This window comes from Kitasatospora sp. NPDC001683 (genome assembly GCF_053596495.1).
Genome location: NZ_JBSFGK010000019.1, coordinates 60,134 through 79,808, shown reverse-complemented (window position 1 = coordinate 79,808; position 19,675 = coordinate 60,134). Strand labels below are relative to the sequence as shown.

General features: G+C 72.9%; 16 protein-coding genes. 9 read left to right on the top strand and 7 right to left on the bottom strand.

Going from position 1 to position 19,675, the window contains the following annotated elements; all coding sequences use genetic code 11:
* Positions 1-44: 44 nt before the first annotated feature.
* The 5 genes from ACWCYO_RS13250 to ACWCYO_RS13230 form a co-directional block, all read right to left on the bottom strand.
* Complete coding sequence (locus tag ACWCYO_RS13250) at positions 45-1,499, bottom strand: NDP-hexose 2,3-dehydratase family protein (RefSeq protein ID WP_449784293.1); 1,455 nt, start codon at positions 1,497-1,499, stop codon at positions 45-47.
* Between the two features lie 52 nt (positions 1,500-1,551).
* A complete protein-coding gene (locus ACWCYO_RS13245; protein ID WP_449784292.1) occupies positions 1,552-2,751 on the bottom strand; it encodes an FAD-dependent monooxygenase in 1,200 nt (399 codons plus the stop codon).
* A 75-nt stretch (positions 2,752-2,826) separates the two neighbouring features.
* Positions 2,827-4,800, bottom strand: a complete 1,974-nt coding sequence (locus ACWCYO_RS13240; RefSeq protein ID WP_449784291.1) for an anthranilate synthase family protein — start codon at positions 4,798-4,800, stop codon at positions 2,827-2,829.
* Positions 4,801-4,803: 3 nt separating this feature from the next.
* Positions 4,804-5,463, bottom strand: coding sequence for an isochorismatase family protein (locus ACWCYO_RS13235; protein ID WP_449784290.1), 660 nt, complete (start codon positions 5,461-5,463; stop codon positions 4,804-4,806).
* A gap of 66 nt (positions 5,464-5,529) precedes the next feature.
* A complete protein-coding gene (locus ACWCYO_RS13230; protein WP_270147318.1) occupies positions 5,530-6,315 on the bottom strand; it encodes a 2,3-dihydro-2,3-dihydroxybenzoate dehydrogenase in 786 nt (261 codons plus the stop codon).
* 691 nt (positions 6,316-7,006) lie between these two features.
* On the opposite strand from ACWCYO_RS13230, the gene rfbB reads away from it, so the two are divergent.
* The 9 genes from rfbB to ACWCYO_RS13185 all read left to right on the top strand — a co-directional run bounded on the left by rfbB (position 7,007) and on the right by ACWCYO_RS13185 (position 16,888).
* Entirely contained in the window at positions 7,007-8,071 is a 1,065-nt protein-coding gene (gene rfbB / locus ACWCYO_RS13225) for a dTDP-glucose 4,6-dehydratase (protein ID WP_405000714.1), read from the top strand.
* A gap of 64 nt (positions 8,072-8,135) precedes the next feature.
* Entirely contained in the window at positions 8,136-9,005 is an 870-nt protein-coding gene (gene rfbA / locus ACWCYO_RS13220) for a glucose-1-phosphate thymidylyltransferase RfbA (protein ID WP_270147319.1), read from the top strand.
* Positions 9,006-9,131: 126 nt separating this feature from the next.
* Positions 9,132-10,292, top strand: coding sequence for an acyltransferase family protein (locus tag ACWCYO_RS13215; protein WP_270147321.1), 1,161 nt, complete (start codon positions 9,132-9,134; stop codon positions 10,290-10,292).
* Positions 10,293-10,356: 64 nt separating this feature from the next.
* Positions 10,357-11,481, top strand: coding sequence for a glycosyltransferase (locus ACWCYO_RS13210; protein ID WP_449784289.1), 1,125 nt, complete (start codon positions 10,357-10,359; stop codon positions 11,479-11,481).
* Positions 11,482-11,485: 4 nt separating this feature from the next.
* Complete coding sequence (locus ACWCYO_RS13205; protein WP_270147323.1) at positions 11,486-11,923, top strand: VOC family protein; 438 nt, start codon at positions 11,486-11,488, stop codon at positions 11,921-11,923.
* A 108-nt stretch (positions 11,924-12,031) separates the two neighbouring features.
* Entirely contained in the window at positions 12,032-13,729 is a 1,698-nt protein-coding gene (locus ACWCYO_RS13200; protein WP_449784288.1) for an FAD-dependent monooxygenase, read from the top strand.
* Between the two features lie 115 nt (positions 13,730-13,844).
* Complete coding sequence (locus ACWCYO_RS13195) at positions 13,845-14,612, top strand: SDR family NAD(P)-dependent oxidoreductase (RefSeq protein WP_270147325.1); 768 nt, start codon at positions 13,845-13,847, stop codon at positions 14,610-14,612.
* Positions 14,613-14,669: 57 nt separating this feature from the next.
* A complete protein-coding gene (locus ACWCYO_RS13190; RefSeq protein ID WP_270147326.1) occupies positions 14,670-15,716 on the top strand; it encodes a ketoacyl-ACP synthase III family protein in 1,047 nt (348 codons plus the stop codon).
* Between the two features lie 32 nt (positions 15,717-15,748).
* Positions 15,749-16,888 (top strand): ThiF family adenylyltransferase, encoded by a 1,140-nt coding sequence (locus ACWCYO_RS13185; RefSeq protein WP_449784287.1) that lies wholly within the window; start codon positions 15,749-15,751, stop codon positions 16,886-16,888.
* A gap of 201 nt (positions 16,889-17,089) precedes the next feature.
* On the opposite strand, the gene ACWCYO_RS13180 is transcribed toward ACWCYO_RS13185, so the two are convergent.
* The gene (locus tag ACWCYO_RS13180; RefSeq protein WP_270147328.1) at positions 17,090-18,457 is read right to left on the bottom strand and encodes an aminotransferase class V-fold PLP-dependent enzyme; all 1,368 of its coding nucleotides are present in this window, start codon (positions 18,455-18,457) and stop codon (positions 17,090-17,092) included.
* 287 nt (positions 18,458-18,744) lie between these two features.
* Positions 18,745-19,578, bottom strand: coding sequence for a helix-turn-helix transcriptional regulator (locus ACWCYO_RS13175; protein ID WP_270147330.1), 834 nt, complete (start codon positions 19,576-19,578; stop codon positions 18,745-18,747).
* Positions 19,579-19,675 lie beyond the last annotated feature (97 nt).

Genomic DNA, 19,675 nt, shown 5'->3' with positions numbered 1-19,675 from the left:
GGCCCGCGCGCTGCCGCGCGAGCCGGCCCCCGGGCACGGTCCGTTCAGCCGGCCGCGGGTGCGGCGAGCAGGCTCCGCAGACAGGCCAGCAGGCCGCGCGCCTCCACGTTGAGGTAGTAGCTGTGCCGCAGCAGTTCGGTGAGCTGGCGCACCGTCAGCCACCGGTGGTCCGGGTGCTCCGCCGACCAGTCCGGCTCCGCCTCGACGATCAGGTAGCGGTTGCGGGTGTGGTAGAACCGTCCGCCCTCCTCCGAGAGCGTGGTGTCGAAGCGGACCCGCCGCGGGTCGGCGCCGAGCACCTCGTCGAGGAAGCGCGGGCGGGCCTCGGCGGGCAGGTGGGCGTAGTTCTGCGGGGTGCACTGGACGGTGGGGGCCAGTTCGATGACGTCGTTGTGCCCGGCCTCGGCCCTCGCCTGGACCAGGACGTGCAGGACGCCGTCGATCTCCCGGACCAGGAAGGCGATCACGCCGGGTCCGGTCGCGGCGATCAACGGCTGGGTCCACTCGTCCACCTCGCGGCCCCGGGCCCTGACCCGCACGCCCATGACGTCGAAGAACGCACCGGTCCGGTGGCTGATCCGGCCCTCGGCCGACTGCCACTCGTCGACCTGGCGGAGCGGCACCAGTCGGGCCCGCAGGTCCGTGGTGCTGCGGGCCTCGGTGATCCAGTGGGCGATCTCCGCGCCGGTGTGGCGGCCCTCGTCGGGGCCGGCCGCGCAGGACCGCAGCAGCGCGGAGCCGAACGCGTCCCCGGGGGAGCCGACGGTCTCGGTGCCGGGTCCGGCCAGTGGCAGGCAGGCCAGCGCGGCGCGCGAGTCCATGTTCACCAGGTCGTCCACGGCGAGCAGTTCGTGGAGCTGGCCGAGCGTCAGCCAGGTGAAGCCCTCGCGCACCGCGACCGGCTCGCGCACCTCGACGATCATGTTGCGGTTGCGCTTGCGGTAGAACCACGCGCCCTGCTCGGACTGGCGTACGTCCGCCAGCAGGGTGTGCCGCGCCGCGTCGCGGAAGTACTCCACGTACGGGACGTCGCGGCCCCGGTGGGCGCGGGTGAAGTTGCTGCGGGTGGCCTGCACGGTGGGTGACAGCTGGGGCCCGTCGCAGTTGCCGGGTTCGACCTTCGCCTGCATCAGGAAGTGCGGGACGCCGTCGAACTCGCTCATCAGGATGCCCAGGATGCCGGTCTCCGGCTGGTTGATGACGGGCTGGCTCCAGTGCGGCACCGCACTGTCCGGGCGTTCCACCCGCAGGCCTTCGATCGAGAAGAACCGCCCGCTGTCGTGGACGAGGTTCCCGGTCTCCGGGTCGGTGTGCCAGCCGACCAGTTCGTCGAGCGCGATCGGCTCCACCTCGGTGTGCAGGCGCTCGGCGCACGCCGCGAACCACCGGTGGAAGTCCGCCGTGGTCGTCAGCCCGCCGGCCCGGGCCGCTGCGGAGCGCGCCAGGCCTCTCACCCGCTGCTCGTCAACGGTCGTCGCAGCCAAAGGAGTTGTATTCATCCGGTCTCCTGCATCCAGTCATCGGCCAGGTGGGTGGTGGTGAGGCGGCGGCTCACTGTGCTGCGAGGGTGGTGGCACCCCGGGCGTCGTGGGCGTGGAGCCAGTCGACGGCGTCCATCAGGTCGTCCGCGGACATGTCGGCGAGCAACGCGTCGCGGGCCTGCGCCGCGCCGTCCGACGGGTGGTAGACCTCGCGGCCCATCCAGCGCGACACGTCCTGGACCCTGGCGGTGCGCTCCTGCCGCAGCGACGCGAACTCGCGCAGCTGCTCGGCGAGTCGGGCGGACGGACAGTCCCGCAGCAGATCGCCGAGCACCACCGCGTCCTCCAGGGCCATGCAGGCGCCCTGGGCGGCGTACTGGAGCATCGGGTGCGCCGCGTCCCCGAGGACCGCGGTGCGCCCGTCGGTCCAGGTCGTGGTGGCGTCGCGGTCGCACAGCACCCAGGTGCGCCAGTCGCGGCCCAGTTCCAGCAGGCGGCGGCCGGCGGGGTGCAGGCCGGGGAACCGGGCGAGCACCTGTTCCCGCTCCGTGGGCAGGCCGGCCACCGCTTCGCGGGCGCCGTCGTCCTGGGTGATGGCGAGGTTGAGTCGGCTGCCGCCGGCGATCGGATAGTGCACGAAGTGCCAGCCGGGGCCGACCCAGAGGGTGACCGTGTTCGAGCGGAGCTCGGCGGGCACCGCCGCCATGGGCACGACCGCGCGGTGGATCGTGTGGCCCGAGACCCGGGGCGGGCCGTCGCCCACCAGCTGGGCGCGGACGGCCGAGTGGAGGCCGTCCGCGCCGATCAGGGCGTCGGCGGTGCGGTCCGGACCCCGGGCGGTCAGGGCGCGCACCTGGTCCGGCCCGCCCTGGTAGCCGGTGACCTCCACCCCGGCGTGCAGGGTGATGCGTCGGTGCGCCTGGCAGGCGTCCAGGAGCGGCCGGTACAGGTCGCTGCGGTGGACGACGGCGTAGGGCAGGCCGAAGCGTGCCCGGTAGGCGTGGTCCAGCGGCAGGACCGCCAGCGGAGCTCCGGAACGGCCCTCCAGGAGTCGCAGGGCGTCGACGTGGACGGCCGCGGCGCTGACCGGCTCCGCCAGGCCGAGCCGCGCCAGGGCGCGGAAGGCGTTGGGGGCGAGCTGGATGCCGGCGCCGAGTTCGGTGAACTCGCCCTTGCGTTCCAGGACTTCGACGGTGTGGCCGGCCTGGGCGAGGGCGAGGGCGGTCGCCAGTCCGCCGATTCCCCCGCCTGCTACGACGACATGTGGCACGTGAGTCCCCTGTGGTTCGTGCGGAAATGGTGGTGCGTCGGTTTCGGTCGGCGCGTGCGAGATGGATCGGACCGGTCAGCCGACGCCGACGGACCCGGTCAGATGGGTGGATCCGTCGGCCCGGCGCTCCGGTCGGGAGCCGGTCAGGTCGGCGACCAGGTCGGCCAGGACGGTCAGGCCGTCGCGGCTGAGCAGGGATTCGGCGTGGAACTGGAGCGACGCGAAGGCCGGCCCGCGCAGGCCGTGCACCTGGCCGGTACCGGGATCACGGCAGACCGCGACGGGACCGCGGAGCGCGTCGTGGTGCAGCACGTCGTCGGCGGCGTGCAGGGCGAAGGTGTTGTAGAAGCCCACCAGGACCCGGCGGCCGAAGAAGTCGATCTCCTTCTGCACGCCCTGGTTGGGGCGGCTGCGCCGGACGACGGGCACGTCGAGGAGGGTGCCCAGGACCTGGTGGCTGAGGCAGACGGCGAGGAAGGGGGTGCCGTCCGCCAGCAGCCGCGCGATGGTGCCGCGCAGGGTGGCGATGCGGGGGTCGCCGGTGTCGCACGGGTCGCCCGGGCCCGGTCCCATCACCACGAGGTCGTAGCCGTCGGCGGGGTGGTCCTGGTCGAAGCGGCGCACGTCGACCGTCAGCCCGAGGGCCCGCAACTGCTGGGCGATCATGCCGGTGAAGGTGTCCTCGGCATCGACGATCAGGGCCCGCTTGCCCTCCGCCACCCGGGGGTCCGGCGTCCGGGCCGGCCGGAGCGCCGGGTCGAGCCAGAACGCGGCCAGGCGGCTGTTGCGGGCGGTGAGGGCTTGGCGGACGCGCGGGTGGTCGTTGAGGTCGCCGGGCGCGGCGGTCTCGGGGCCGGTCGGCGCGGCGCCGAGGGCACGGAGCATGCCGCGGGCCTTGGCATGGGTCTCGGCGGCCTCGGAGAGCGGGTCGGAGTCGCGCACCAGGGTGGCGCCGACGGCCAGTTCGAGGCGCCCGGCGGTGATGTCGGCGGTGCGCAGCAGGATGGCGGAGTCCAGGGACCGGCCGCCGTTGATGTCACGGCTGATCAGCGCGGCGGCGCCGCTGTAGTAGCCGCGTCCGCGCGGTTCGTGGCTGTGGATGATCCGGCAGGCGTTCTCCAGCGGGCTGCCGATCACGGTGGGGGCGAACATCGTCTCGCGCAGGATCTCCCGCACGTCGTGGGAGCTGTGGCCCTGGATCAGGTACTCGGTGTGTGCGAGGGTGGCCATCTGCTTGAGGTAGGGGCCCACGACCCGTCCGCCGCCCTCGCAGATCCGGGCCATCATCTTGAGTTCCTCGTCCACGACCATGTACAGCTCGCCGGCCTCCTTGGGGTCGGCGAGGAAGTCCAGCACGTCGGTCAGGGTGGGGCCCTGCGGCGGGTGGCGCAGGGTGCCGCTGATCGGGTTCATCACGACGGTCTGGTCGAAGAGACTGACGTGGCGCTCGGGGGTGGCACCGACGAGGGTGCGCGTCCCGGTGTGGACGAGGAAGGTCCAGTAGGCGCCGCGCTCGCCCCGCAGGAGCCGGCGGAACAGGCTCAGCGCGGTGCGGGTGGACCAGTTGTGGATGCGGGCGGTGAAGGCCCGCTTGATCACGAAGTTGGCTCCCGCCCCGGTGCCGATCTCCTCGGTGAGCACCCGCCGGACGATCGAGGCGTACTCGTCGTCGTCGATGTCGAAGCCCGGGTCGGTGAGTTCGGCGGGTTCGTCGGGCAGCAGCTCGAGGGCCCGGTCCAGCGGGCAGGTGTGCTGCTCCGCGACGGTCATGGCGAGCAGTGGGGTGCCGTCGTCGTGGCAGGCGAAGTCCCGTTCGCGTAACTGCCGGTAGGGCAACAGCACCAGGCTCTCGTGGCGCGGTCCGGGTGGGCCCTGGTCGAGCGGCGGCAGCGGGACGTCGGCGATCCGCTGGACCTCGGTGATGTCGCCGGTGAGCAGTTCGACGCGGTGGCCGACCGCGTCGGGGCGGTGCAGCAGTGCGAAGGCGGGCGGGCAGGGGCCGAGGACGCGTTCGAGGAGCCCGGCGAATCCGCTCTGGTCGGGGACCATGGGTCAGACCTGCCCGACGAGTCCGGGCTGCCCGACGTGCTCCAGCAGCCGATCGGTGGTCATGACGACGGCGCAGCGGGCCGCCGCGTACTCCAGCGCCCAGTCGTGCCGTTCGGCGGAGAAGTCCGCGACGGCGTCCGCGACCAGGAACGTCTCGATGTCGTGGGTGAAGGCGTCGACGGCCGTCATCAGGCAGCCCACGTGGGCGTAGACGCCGCAGATGACGAGCTGGTCGCGCCCGGCGGCACGCAGGTGGTCGAGCAGGTCGTTGCCGTGGAAGGCGCTGTAGCGCCACTTGGTGAAGACCGTGCCGTCATCGTCGGGGGCCACGTCGTCGACGATCTGGCGGTCCTCCGGGCTGGTGCGCATGCCCGGGCCCCAGAAGTCCTTGAGCAGCCCGCGTTGCTGGTCGCTCATGCCGCCCGGCTGCGCGGTGTAGGTGACGGGCATGCCCAACTGCCGACATCGTTCGACCAGGCGTCGGCTGTTGTTCAGCAGGCCGGTGACGGGTTCGTGGCCGGCCGTGAAGGGCGCCACGAAGTAGCGCTGCATGTCGTGCACCAGCAGGGCGGCGCGGCGCGGGTCGGGGATCCACGGGGCGGTGTTGGCGGGCAGTGACCGCTCGGTGGGCAGGGGGTAGGGGGCGATGCCAGGGATGGCCATGGGGCGTCCTCCAGGAGGTGGGGCGGCCTGGCGCGGCCGCTGCGGGCGGGGTCGGCCGGGTGATCGCTAGCGGCCGAGCGCGGCACCGCCGTCGACGTACAGGTCGTGCAGGGTGATCTGGCCGGCCCGGTCGGAGAGCAGGAACGCGACGGCGTCGGCGATGTTCTGCGGGGTGGCGAAGCGGCCCAGCGGGATTCCCACGCGGTACTGCTCCGGCACGCCGTTGAGGGAGTCCGTCGGGCCGGACTCGTCGGTCCACAGGGAGCGCAGCATCGCGGTGTCGGTCGAGCCGGGGCACACCACGTTGCAGCGGATGCCGTGCTGCGCCAGCTCTAGGCCGAGGGCCTTGGTGTAGGCGGTGGCCGCGGCCTTGGAGGCCCCGTAGGCGGCCATGCCCATCCGGGGGACTCCGGCGGCGTTGGAGGCGACGGTGACGATCGCGCCGCGGATGCCGTGCCCGACCATGCGGTGCGCGACGGCCCCGGACACGCGGAAGACCCCGCCGGCGTTGACGGCGAAGGTGTGCTCCCAGTCCTCTTCGGTGAGCGACAGCGCCGAGCGGGACCGCAGCACGCCGGCGGTGTTGACCAGCAGCTCGATGGGACCGAGCTGCGTCTCGACGGCGGCGACGGTCTCCTCGACCGAGCTCGTGGAGGTCACGTCCGCGGCGAAGACCGTCACGGACAGACCCTCGGCGGCGACGTCGCGCCGCAGTTCCTCGAGGGCGTCTCCGCCCAGGTCCAAGGCGGCCACCTGGGCACCCGAACGGGCCAGGGTGCGCGCGACGCATCGGCCGATGCCTCCCGCGGCGCCCGTCACCAGCGCGACCTTGCCGGCGTGTTCCCTGTCCATGATCGTCTCCCATCGCGGGGCGGATACGGCTGCTGGTTGGTGGAGCGTGAGCGTCGGGCGGGCGGGGAGCGGACAACCCGACGGATCGGCGCCGGGGTGGGCCGCGGCGCGCGGTCGTGCTGCGGGGACGCTCGTCCAGGTGGTCAGGGCCGCGGGGCGGGAGCCGGTCGGCGGGTTCGCCCGCGGCGAACCCGATCATCCGGACGTGAATGCCGTGACCATGCCATAATTCCCTTGGTGACGGGCCCCGCGCCGAACGCCGGGATGCGTGGTCACCCGCCTGCGGGTGTCGTGCGGGCGGCCCGCCGTCCCCTGCCGTCCCCTGCCGTCCCGGTCGGCCGGGCCGTCGGGGTGGAGCGGCAGGTGGGGGCGGGGTGAGTTCGGGATTCCCGGCCGTGTCGGGCCGGTTGATTGTGTGGAATTCCTGTGGAATAGCTGGTGAATTCGCGTGGGCGCGGACGCCGGCGAAGTCCACAACGATTTGCAACTTATACAGCGTGATGTGCGATGGTCAAGAACTCAGATCGTCCCGATGTGTCCGTTTTATATCATATGGACGAATTGCCGGCGCAGGCTGTCGCGCGGGTCGCTCCGAGGCCCTTCGGCTGGTGGGTTTACAAAGCCCGTCTAGAGGTATTAGGTTCGTGGCGGCACCACATCTGACCTCGCTACTGCCTGATGGGGGTACCGTATGCACGTGGAGTTACCGCCACCGTTAGGGTCCGGCGGGAAAGGGTCAGCAGGATCGCATCGCCGCATCGTCGTCACAGGCGGTGCCGGGTTCATCGGATCCCATTACGTACGGTTATTGCTTTCCGGAGCCGAGCAGCTCTCCGTGACAGTTCTGGACAAGCTCACGTACGCGGGAAATCAAGCCAATTTGGGTGACCTCGCCGCGGATCCGCGGCTGCGGTTCCGGCGGGGTGACATCTGCGACCCGGCCGTGGTGGACGAGGTCCTGCGGGACGCCGACGAGGTCGTGCACTTCGCGGCGGAGTCCCACGTGGACCGCTCCATCGAGGACGGCGGCGCCTTCGTGCGCACCAACGTGCTGGGCACCCAGACACTGCTGGACGCCGCGCTGCGCCACGACGTGAGCCGCTTCGTGCACGTGTCGACCGACGAGGTCTACGGGTCGATCGCGAGCGGGTCGTGGGACGAGTCGAGTCCACTGAGCCCGAACTCGCCCTACGCCGCCTCCAAGGCCTCCTCCGACCTGCTGGTCCTCGCCTACCAGCGCACCCACGGGCTCAACGCCAGCATCACCCGCTGCTCCAACAACTACGGGCCGATGCAGCACCCGGAGAAGGTCATCCCGCTCTTCGTCACCCGCACCATCGACGGCCTGACCGTGCCGCTGTACGGCGACGGGCGCAACGTGCGCGACTGGCTGCACGTGACGGACCACTGCCGGGGCATCGAGCTGGTGCGCACCCGGGGACGGGCCGGCGAGGTCTACAACCTGGGCGGCGGCACCGAACTGACCAACCGCCAGCTCGCCGAGCGGCTGCTGGCCTTCGGCGGTGCCGACTGGTCGCTGGTGCGCGAGGTGGCCGACCGCAAGGGCCACGACCTGCGCTACTCGCTCGACGACCGCAAGGCCCGCGAGGAACTGGGCTACCGGGCGCGCGTGCCGCTCAGCACCGGCCTTCCCGCCACGGTCCGCTGGTACCAGGACAACCCGCAGTGGTGGCGTCCCCTGCTGCCGGAACCGGCGGGTCGTCTCGGCGCCGCCCCGCAGGCCACCCTGCCATGAGCCCGGCGGGACGGACCGCGGCAGACCGCGTCCTTCCGCCCCGAGCTAAGGAACCACTCCTCCCATGCGCGGAATACTGCTGGCCGGCGGCTCCGGCAGCCGGCTGCTGCCGCTGACCCTCATCAACTCCAAGCAGCTGCTGCCGGTCTACGACAAGCCGCTGGTCTACTACCCGCTGTCGGTGCTGATGCTGGCCGGCATGCGGGAGATCCTGATCATCAGCAGCGCGGCCCACCTGGAAGCCTTCCGCTCGCTGCTGGGCGACGGCGGCCATCTGGGCCTGAGCCTGCAGTACGCGGTCCAGGACGAGCCCCGCGGGATCGGCGAAGCCCTCGTGATCGGCCGGGACTTCGCCGGCGACGAGGACGTCTGCCTCATTCTCGGGGACAACATCTTCTACGGGCAGGGCCTGCCCGGCCAGCTGCGCGAGGCGGCCCGGACCCTGGACGGCTGCGCCGTCTTCGGCTATCCCGTCTCCGACCCCGAGCGGTACGGCGTGGCCGTCCTCGGGCGGGGCGGCGAACTGGTCGACATCGTGGAGAAGCCGGCCGACCCGCCCTCCAACATCGCGGTCACCGGCCTCTACATGTACAGCAACGACGCCCTCAGCTACGCCGAGAAGATCACCCCGTCCGCCCGCGGGGAGCTGGAGATCACCGACATCAACCGGCTGCTGGTCGAGCAGGGGCGCGGGCGGATCGTCCAGCTCGGCCGGGGCATCGCCTGGCTCGACGCCGGCACCCACGACAGCCTCCTGGAGGCGAGCCAGTACGTCCAGGTCCTCCAGAAGCGGCAGGGAATGCAAATCGCCTGCCTGGAGGAAACGGCCTACCGGATGGGTTACATCGACCGGAGGCAATTGGGCCGGCTCGCCGAACGGCTCTCGCCCGGCACCATGTACGGCCGGCACGTCCGTTCCCTCCTGAGAGCCTGACCCACCGCCCTTTCCAGAAAATCGGCCCGCCTTTCCACGGAATACCGGACCGGTGTGCGACGCATGTGGACCCGGCGCCTCGAATTCCCGGACCGGCGGCTCGACAATGAAAACGAAGGATTACCCATGCAGGAAGTGGCGGGCGCCTCGGGCAGACGGCGCCTCGATTCCCTCACCGGTGCGCGGTTTCTGGCCGCCGGACTGGTGTTCTTCTGCCATCTGGCGACCAGTGGATTCTTTGTGCCCGGTTCCGCACCGGCCACCGGGCTGATGACGGCCACCAAGACTGCCGGTACGGTCGGGGTCTCATTCTTCTTCGTCCTCAGTGGCTTCGTACTGACCTGGTCGGTCCGACCCGCGGACACCTACGGCGGCGTCCTGCGGCGCCGACTGGTGAAGATCTTCCCCAACCACCTGCTCACCTACGCCCTGGCGATGGTCGTCTACGCGTCGGCCTTCACGCCGCTGGGCACCGCGCTGCTCAACCTGCTGCTGCTCCAGGCCTGGTCCTCGGACCCGATGGTCTTCCTGAGCGTCAACGGGGCGAGCTGGTCGCTCTCCTGCGAGCTGCTCTTCTACGTGCTCTTCCCGTTGCTGCTCCCGTTGCTGCGCCGGATTCCCGCCCGGCGGCTGTGGTGGTGGGCGGGCGGTGTCGCGGCCGCTGTGATGCTGATGCCGCTGGTCGCCGCCCTGCTGCCGGCCGGTCAGACCCTGCCCAGGACCGGGTCCTGGCTGGACGGCGTGTCGATCGAACGGCTGTGGCTCGTCTACATCTTCCCGCCGGTCCGGCTGCTGGAGTTCGCCCTCGGCATCCTGATGGCGCGCATCGTCCAGTCCGGCCGGTGGATCGCGCTGCGTCCCGCCTGGACCGGGCTGCTCGTGGTGGCCGCGTACGTGCTGGGGCTCTACACGCCCATGCTGTTCACGGTGGCCGCGGTGACCGTGGTGCCGCTGGCCCTGTTCGTCGCCTCGCTGGCCCAGGCGGACAGCGCCGACGCCGGCACGCCGCTCGCGACGCCCCTGATGCGCCGGCTGGGGGAGGCCTCGTTCGCCTTCTACCTGATCCACGGGATCGTCCTGGAGTACGCCGGCGAGCTGCTGGTCCGCGAGCACCGCGCGCCGTCGACGGGCCAGGGCGTGGTGGTGTCCCTGCTCACCCTCGCGGTGAGCCTGGCGCTGGCCCTGGCGATCCACCAGTGGTTCGAGACGCCCCTGGTGCGGTGGTTCGGCCGCCCGCGGCCGCGCCCCGTCGTCCCGGCGGAGGCCGGCAGTTCCCTGGGTCGCTGAGCCACGACGGCCGGCACGCCCGTACCGCAATCCCCGTCCCCACCATTCCAGCGAGGCCTCTGTCATGCGCATGCTCTTTGTTACCGGCGGCAGCCCGGCCACGGTGTACGCACTCACCCCCCTGGCGACGGAGGCCCGGAACGCCGGGCACGAGGTACTGGTCGCCTCCAACGCGGAGACGATGGAGGCCGTCACCGGAGCCGGGCTGCCCGGCGTCTGCGTGTCCGACGTGCCGATCCGGCACCACATTTACCACGACCGCGCCGGCACCCCGCTGGTGATGCCCGAGGACCCCGACCTGGCGATCCGGGCCATCGGCCATGCCTTCGGCCGGATGGCCGCCGCCTACCAGGAGCCGCTGCTCGAGCTGGCCCGTTGCTGGCGGCCCGACGTGGTCGTCGGCGGCACCCTGCACTACTCGGCGGCGGTCCTGGCCGCCAGGATCGGCGTGCCGTTCGTGCGGCACTCCTGGGACTCCGGCGAGCCGCTGGTCGTAGACGAGGCCGCCGCGGTGGAGATGCGCCCCGAACTCGACGCGCTCGGCCTGGCGGGCATCCCCGGCACCGCCCTGTGGGTCGACGTGTGCCCGCCCAGCGTGCGCGACCCCGAGGCGCTCCAGGGGACGTCCATGCGGTGGATCCCCTGCAACCTGCAGCCGCCGCTCGAACCGTGGATGTACAGCAAGGGCTCCGCGCCCCGGGTCGGGGTCACCGCGGGCACCAAGACCGCGCCCGGCTACTTCTTCGACTACCTGGTTCAACTGGCGGTCGCGCTCAAGAAGTTGGACGCCGAGATCCTGGTCAGCGCGCCGCCGGCGGTGGCCGGGCAGCTGAGCGAGGCCACCGGCATGCGGGTCGGCTGGCTGCCGTTCGACACCGTCGCCCGCACCTGCGACCTGCTGGTCCACCACGCCGGCGGTGGGACCGCCCTGACCGGCATGGTGTACGGCATCCCCCAGCTGGTGGTCCCCAACATGCCCAAGCTGGTGGCTCCTTCGCAGCGGCTGGCGGCCTACGGCGCGGCGCGGGTGATCCTGCCCGGCGACGACACCCCCGAGGCACTGGCGGACGCGGCGGGCGACCTGCTGGCGAACGACCACTACCGGGAGCGCGCCCGGGACCTGGCCGAGGAGGCCAACGCCATGCCGGCCCCGCAAGAGGTGCTCGGCCTGATCGAGAAGCTGGTGTGACGCCGTGTTCTATCACGTGTGCTTCGTGGTCCCCGACATCGAGGCGGCGATGGCGGACCTCACCCGGACCGTCGGCGCCCAGTGGTCCGGCATCCTGGAGGACTCGCTCGGGCCGTGGGAGTACCGCCTGGCCTTCACCCGCGGCGGGGCGCCCTACACCGAGCTGGTGCAGGGCCCGCCCGGCAGTCCCTGGGACTCCAGCCTGGGTGCCCGCTGCCACCATCTGGGCTTCTGGACCGCCGATGTGACGAAGAGTGCGGCCCGACTGTCCGAGGACGGCTTCACCCCGGAGTTCGACGCCTGCCCGCTGGGGCGTCCCTACAGCTACCACCGGCTGGAGAGCCTGGGCGTGAGCCTCGAGATGATGGACGTCTCCCGGCAGGACCGCTTCCTGGCCGCCTGGGACCCCGGGGCCCCGGCGATGCCGCCCTTCGACGCCTGACCAGCGCCGCCCCGCGCCGTGCCGCCCCGGCCGTGACCGGGGCGGCATCCGCCTGCCGTTGTTGATCCCGCAAGACCCGTGCCGGCCCAGACGAGGAGAGCCGAAGCAATGCCGAGCAGCGACATCGATGCCCCGGACAACGGGACCCCGGCCACCGAGGCCCTGGACACCGACGTGCTGGTGGTCGGGGGCAGTACGGTGGGTCTCTTCACCGCCCTGTTCCTCGCCCGCGCGGGGGTGCGCACCCTCGTCGCCGAGCGGCACCCGGCACCGCTGGCGCACCCGCGGGCCATGGGCATCGGGCCGCGCACCGTGGAACTGCTGCACACGGCCGGCATCGCCGACGCCGTCGACGCCGAGTGCATGGACATGCGGGGCGGTGACCTCCAGATGTTCGCCACCCCCACCCTGGCGGAGGCCGACCTGGAGACCCTGTCCGCACAGGCCCCGCCCCGCACCGACGCGTTCCGCGACGTGACGCCGCGCCACCTGCGCGGCACCTGCCCCCAGGGCCGCCTGGACAAGGTGATCACCGCCGCGGCGCGCGACGCCGGTGCGCGGATCGAGTTCGGTACCGAGATGGTCGCCTTCGCCCAGGACGACGCACGGGTCACCGCGCGCCTGACCGGCCCCGACGGCCTCGTCGAGGTCCGGGCCCGCTACCTGGTGGCCGCGGACGGCGCCCGCAGTGGCGTCCGCGAGAGCCTGGGCATCGGCACCAGCGGGCCGGGTGTCATCGGCGACCCGCTGATCAGCGTGCTCTTCCACGCGGACCTCAGCGAGTTCACCGGCGGCCGGCCGTTCACCGTCTGCGACATCACCACCCCCGAGGCGGCGGGCGGCCTGCTGCCCGTCGACGGCGACCGCGAGTGGATCTACGCCTTCCGCTATCCGCGGGACGCCGGCCTCACCCCGGACGACTTCACCCCGCAGCGGTGCGCCGACCGGATCAGGGCCGCCGTCGGCCGCGACGACCTGCCCCTCGAGGTGGTGAGCATCCTGCCCTGGCAGGTGCGCGGGGCGCTCGCCGACCGGTTCCGGGACGGTCGGGTCTTCCTCGCCGGGGACGCCGCCCACGTCATTCCCCCGGTCGGCGCCTTCGGCATGAACACCGGTGCGGCCGACGCCCACAACCTGGCCTGGAAACTGGCCTGCGTGCTGGGCGGACAGGCCGGAGACGCCCTGCTGGACAGCTACGAGCACGAGCGCCGCCCGGTCGCCGCCACCGCGCTGGAGCAGTCGATGCTGCGCCTGGAGGACCCGTCCCTGCACTGGCAGACCGGCGAGCAGGGCCGCCGGCACCGCGCCTCGGCCGGCGCGCTCAACGCACCGGTGATCCACCTCGGCTACCGCTACGACTCCGGCGCGGTGATCGGCCCGGTCGCGCCGCTGCCCTCCACGGAGGAGGTCGAGCCCGACCTGGACGGCTCGCCCGGCTCCCGGCTGCCGCACCACTGGCTGGCTCCGGGCGGGCGGACGCGCTCCACGCTGGACCTGGTCGACTACCGCTTCACGCTGCTCGCCGGACCGGACGGAGCGGCATGGCTGAAGGCAGCGGCCGAGGTGGCGTCCCGGCTCGACGTCCCGGTCGACGCCCACCTCGTCGAGGCGGCCGTGGAGTCCGTCCCGAGTTGGGCCGCCGCCGTCGGCATCGAGGACGGCGGCGCACTGCTGGTCCGCCCCGACGGCTTCGTCGGCTGGCGGACCCGGGTGCCGGCGGGCGATCCCGAGGCCGAGCTGGCGGACGTCCTGACCGCACTCCTGGACCGCGCGCGAGCACCGCGCGGGAGCGGCCGGCCCGCGTGACGGCCACCCGCCGGTCCCCGACCGGGCCGCACCCCCGCACCGGCCGGGCGCGGTGGTCGCCGCCCGGGCCGTGCTCTTCATCCGTGCCATGTACGACTCTTCGAGGGGGAAAGCCATGAATGGTCCCGCACCGCGGACCGCGCTGGTCACCGGCGCCGGCCGGGGCATCGGACGGGCCATCGCCGAACGCCTGGGCGCTATGGGCGCGACGGTGGCCGTCCACTACGGGCGCGACGACGCCGCCGCCGCCCAGGCCGTGGCGGCGGTGCGCTCCGCCGGCGGCAACGCCTTCCCGGTGCGGGCCGAACTGGGCACCCCGGGCGCCGTCGAGACCCTGGCCGCCGGCGTCGAGGCAGGCCTGCGCGAGCACACCGGCGCGGCCCGGCTGGACGTCCTGGTCAACAACGCGGGCATCGGCTGCCGCGCCGACATCACCACCATCACGCCCGAGGACCTCGACCGGGTGTTCGAGATCAACGTCAAGTCCCCGCTCTTCATCGCGCAGCGGCTCCTGACGCTGATGGGCGAGGGCGGCCGGATCGTCAACGTGTCCTCCGTCGCCCATCAGGTCGCCCACCCGCACGTCCTGGGCTACGCCATGAGCAAGGGCGCGCTGGAGGCGTTCAGCCGCTCGCTCGCCGCGCAGCTGGGACCGTCCGGCATCACCGTCAACACGGTCGCCCCCGGACTGATCGAGACCGACCTGCACCGCGCCCGGCTGCGCGAGCACCCCGAGGAGGCCGCGGAGGCGGCGGCCAGGACGGTCTTCGGCCGGCTCGGCCAGCCGGGCGACGTCGCCGACGTCGTCGCGTTCCTGGCCTCCGAGCAGTCCCGCTGGGTGACCGGCGAATGCCTGAAGGCCACCGGGGGTGCCTACCTGTGACGCCCCACCACTGAACGCCCGGTTCCATCGCCCCCACCGCCGACGGAAGGTTTGGACATGCTCGTCAACGACATCTACCTCGACAGCCTCGGCGTACGGCTGGGTCGCAGGCTCGACCTCGCCGAGGCGGCAGCCGACGGCCGGTACGCCGCGTCCGAGCACATCGCCAACGGCCTGCTGGGAGTGACCGTCTCCGAGGACGACCACGCCCCCGACCTCGCGGTCGCGGCCGTGCGCCAGGCGCTGGAACGCTCCGAGGCCGACCCGGCGGACGTCCGGCTGCTGCTGCACGCCAGCGCGTACTTCCAGGGCCAGGACATGTGGACCCCGTCCTCCTACATCCAGCACCACACCATCGGTGGCGGCGCCCCGGCCGTGGAGGTTGACCAGAAGTCCAACGGGGGGCTGGCCGCCCTCTCGCTCGCCTCGACCTTTCTGGCCGCCTGCGAGGACACCGCCGCCGTCCTGATCACCACCGGCGAGCGGTTCTGCCTCCCCGGCTTCGACCGGTTCCGCACCGAGAGCGGCACGGTGATGGCCGACGGCGGCACCGCCATGCTGCTCACCAGGCGCCCGGGGTTCGCCCGCGTCGTCTCCTGCGTGCTCACCTCGGACTCCTCGCTGGAGGGCATGTACCGCGGGCGGACGCTCAAGGACGCCCCGGCCGCGGGCGACAAGCCGCTCAACATGCGCGGGCGGAAGGCCGACTTCATGCGCCGCCACCTGAGCGACCTGGAGGAGATCTCGCTGCGGGTCGCCGACGGCATCAGCGGGTGCCTCCAGCAGGCACTGGCGGAGGCCAAGTGCGAGGCCGACGACATCCGGCGCTTCGTCATGCCCAACAACGGCCAGACGGTGCGCTGGTGGGGCATGCTCGCCGAGATGGGCGTCGAGCGCGAGCGCACCACCTGGGAGTTCGGCCGCCAGATCAGCCACCTGGGCTCCGGGGACCAGGCCGCCGCCCTCGACCACCTGCTGCGCACCGGTCAACTGGCCGCAGGCGACCGCGTGTTGCTGGCGGGGGCCGGTTACGGCTTCAACTGGGGCGCCGCGGTGCTGGAGATCCTGAACGTGCCCGACTGGGCCGCCGCCGACGCGTCCTGATGCATCGTCATCCTTCCAAGACAGGAGCACACATGCCCTTCCCCCCACTCGCGGAGCCCGCTTCCGACCTGTCCGAGGACGAGGCCCGGCGGCACGCGCACCAGGTGATCCTGGCCGGCCACGGCATGACGGCGCAGCGCCGGCTCGCCGCCGCCCGGGTGCTGGTCATCGGCGCGGACGAGATCGGCGCACCGCTGATCGCCCACCTCGCCGACTGGGGCGTGGGCACCATCGGCATCAGCGACGGTTCCCCGCTCAACCCGTGGGACCGCTACCTGGGCATCGTGGCCGACGAGCCGGCCACCCGCGCCGACGCCTGGGCCCGGGCCCTGACCGCCACCCACCCGGCGGTGCGCACCGTCGTCGAGGGCCGCTTCGACGTGACCACCGCGGCGGACCTGGTCGCCGGCTACGACCTGGTGGTCTGCGCGGGTGAGGACCCGGCCCGCTGTCAACTGGCCGACGATGTCTGCGCGCAGGCCGGCAAGCCCTACGTGTGGGGGTCCATGGACGCCACCGGCGGGCGGGTGGCGGTCTTCTGGGACGTCCACGGCGCCACCCTGCGGGACCTGTTCCCGGAGCCTCCCACCCCCTACTTCCGCGGCATGTCCGGCGCGCTGCGGGCGGTGGGGTCCTGGCTGGCGGTGACCATGGCCACCGAGGCCCTCAAGCTGCTCACCGGCGCCGGCGAGCCGCTGGTGGGCCGGGTGATGAAGTACGACGCGATGGCCGCCACCTGCGTGACCGTGCCGCTGCGCCGCGATCCGCGCACTGACCGGCCGGCCGAACCGACCGCGGCGGAGCCGTTCTTCGGGCTCCTGTCGCCGCAGGCCGCCGTGGCGGCGCGCGAGTCGACCCTGTCGGTGGAGGAGCTGAAGGAGCTGCTCGACGGCGAGGAGCCGATCGCCCTGGTGGACGTGCGCGAGCCCGACGAGTACGCCTTCGTGAGCCTGCCCGGCTCGATGCTCGTCCCCAAGGACGAGTTCCTGAACGGTGACGCGGTCCAGCGGCTGCCCACCGACCGCAGGATCGTGTTCCTGTGCCGGTCCGGGATCCGCTCCGCCGAGGTGCTGGCGGTGGCCAGGCAGGCCGGCCGCCTGGACACCGCGCACCTGGGCGGCGGCATCGTCGCCTGGGCCGAGCGGATCGACCCCTCGCTGCCGACCTACTGACCCCGATACAACTACTCTCCGTAATCGATTTCCTGGTTCGTGGCCGCCCGGAACCCGCCCGGGCGGCCTTCCTTCGGCCTGTCCTCATAGCATTCCCGGCGGAAATCGGCCGACGCATAACCAGTCGCTTTTCCGAAAAGAGATGTGCGCCCGCACTCCCGAATTCCTCGGGTAATGCGGGCGCACATCTCGGCGTTCCCGTCAGCGCACCGGAACGCAGCGGCCGCCCTCGGTCCGGTAGGTCCAGCGGGCGCCGTTGGCGACCAGGTCCGCCACCGCCGCGACGAACCGGTCCAGGTGCTCCACGGGGGTCCCCGCCCCGAAGCTCATCCGCACCGCGTTGGCGGGCCGCTCGCCCGGCCCGGCCGGCTCCGGGGCGGCGCACTCCTGAGGCTGGTCCGGGTCGGCGCCCAGCAGGCGGCGCACCATCGGGTGGGCGCAGAACATGCCGTCGCGCACCCCGATGCCGTGCTCGGCGGACAGCGCCGCCGCCAGGTGGGAGCTGTTCCACCCGTCGACGACAAGGCCGATCACCCCCACCCGGGGGCTGGTCCGGCCCAGCAGGGAGAGCACCCGCACCTCGGGGATGCCGGCCAGCGCGGTCAGCGTCCGCTCCAGCAGCGCCTCCTCGCGGGCCACCAGCGTCTCGAACCCCGCGGCGCTCAGCGCCCGGCAGGCCGCCGCCACCGAGTACGCGCCGATGACGTTGGGCGAGCCGGCCTCGTGCCGCGCGCTGCCCTGCTGCCACTGGACCGACAGGCCCTGCTCGCCGTGCACGACGAGCCGGCTGGCGCCGCCGCCCGCCAGGTAGGGCTCGGCGGCGGCCAGCCAGTCGGGGCGGCCGGCGAGCACGCCGGCGCCGAACGGCGCGTACATCTTGTGGCCGGAGAAGGCGATGTAGTCCGCGCCCAGCTCGGCGAGGTCCACCGGGCGGTGCGGTACCAGCTGCGCGGCGTCCACCACCACGCGCACCCCGGCGGCATGGGCCACCTCGGTGATCTCGGCGATCGGCCACAGCTCGCCGGTCACGTTGGAGGCGCCGGTGACGCACACCAGGCCCGGCCGGTGCGGGTCGCGGCCCGCCAGCGCCTCGGCCACGGTCTCGACCGCCTGCTGGCGCGACGCCGGCGCGGGCAGGACGGTGACCTCGGCGCCGCGCCAGGGCAGCAGCGCCGCGTGGTGCTCGGTCTCGAAGGCGTAGACCTGGGTGCCGGCCGGGAGCACCGAGGCCAGCAGGTTGAGCGAGTCGGTGGTGGAGCGGGTGAAGACGACCTCGTCGTCGGCGCGACAGCCGAGGAACTCGTGCACGGTGACGCGGCTGGCCTCGTACAGGTCGGTCGACAGCTGCGAGAGGTAGCCGGCGCCGCGGTGCACGCTGCCGTAGTACGGCACGTACCCGCACACCTCCTCCCAGACGCTGCGCAGGGCCGGGGCGCTGGCCGCGTAGTCGAGGGCCGCGTAGGGCACGTCGTCGCCGGTGACGAGCGGCACCATGACGTCCGTTCCCAGGACGGGCAGGGGCGGCGCCGTGACGGCGTCGATGGTCGGGGCGTTGCGGGCAACACGCATGGCGGACTCCCGGGGGGAGGGTGGATGGGGGTGGCCGGCGCGCGGGCGGGCGGGTGCGACCGGGTGGGCGCATCCGGCGGTCGCGCCGGCGGGCGGGGCACTGGAGAAAGGGATGCGCGGCGGTCGACGGCACGTCGTGCGCGCAGGGCAGCGGGCCGGTGCGCCGGCCCGGTCGGGGGCCGCGGCAGCCCGTACCGCTCGATTCTGCCAAGCGTGCGCCGCGCGCGGCAGGGGGCAAGTTGGCCGCTGACGGCCAGGGCCCGGCGCGCCGCCCTGGCCGCCGGGTGTCAGGAGTGCGCGGGCAGCGGATCCGGCTCGGGCAGCAGCTGGTGGGTCCGCGCGGCGATGACGCCGGCCTCGAAGCGGCTGCTCACGCCCAGTCGGCGCAGCAGCGCGGACACCGTGCGGCGCAGGGTGCGCGGGGAGACGTGCAGTTCGCGGGCGATCTCCAGGTCCTGGCGGCCCTTGGCCCACAGCCGCAGGATGACCAGCTGCTGCTCGGTCAGGCTCACCGGGGCCCGGGTGCCGACCGGCCGGTCGTCCGGGCACGGCCCGTCGTCCTCCGCCGCGCCGGTGCGCAGGTCGCGCGCGTCGTCCCAGCAGTACTCGAAGATCCGGACGAGGACCTGCAGCAGGGCCGGCTGGCGCACCAGCAGCGTCGAGTCCGGCAGGCACACCAGCGCCATCTCGTCGTCGACGACGACCAGCCGGAACGGCAGCAGCGGCGCCACCCGGATCTGGACCCCGCGCCGGGAGAGCTTCTCCAGGTGGGAGACGGCCGTGGCGTTCTGTAATAGGCCGCTCTGGTGGATGGTGCGCACGTTGACCCGCGACCCGCGCTCCCGCCAGTCGCCGCCCAGGCGGTCGATGACCAGGTGGCGGGCGATGACCGACGGCTGGATCAGGCGGATCTGATCGCGGGCCAGCGCCACCGCGGCGTCGAGCAGCTCATGGGCCCGCGCCGGGTCGTGGACCTCCACCGGGTCGCCGGCGCGGCCAGTCGGGACCGCGGCGCGGTGCACGGCCAGCGCGGACACGTGGGACTCCAGCAGCCGGGCGCAGTCCGCCGCGCTGACCAGCGCCCGCTGCTGCCTTTCCAGTAGCTCCGACAGCGTTCCCACGGCATTCTCCGACATTTCATCCTGCTGCACCGGCACCTCGCGGCCTCCCTGCTGGCATGTCCCCCGGCGGTCATGGCCGCTCCAGGCCACTAAATGG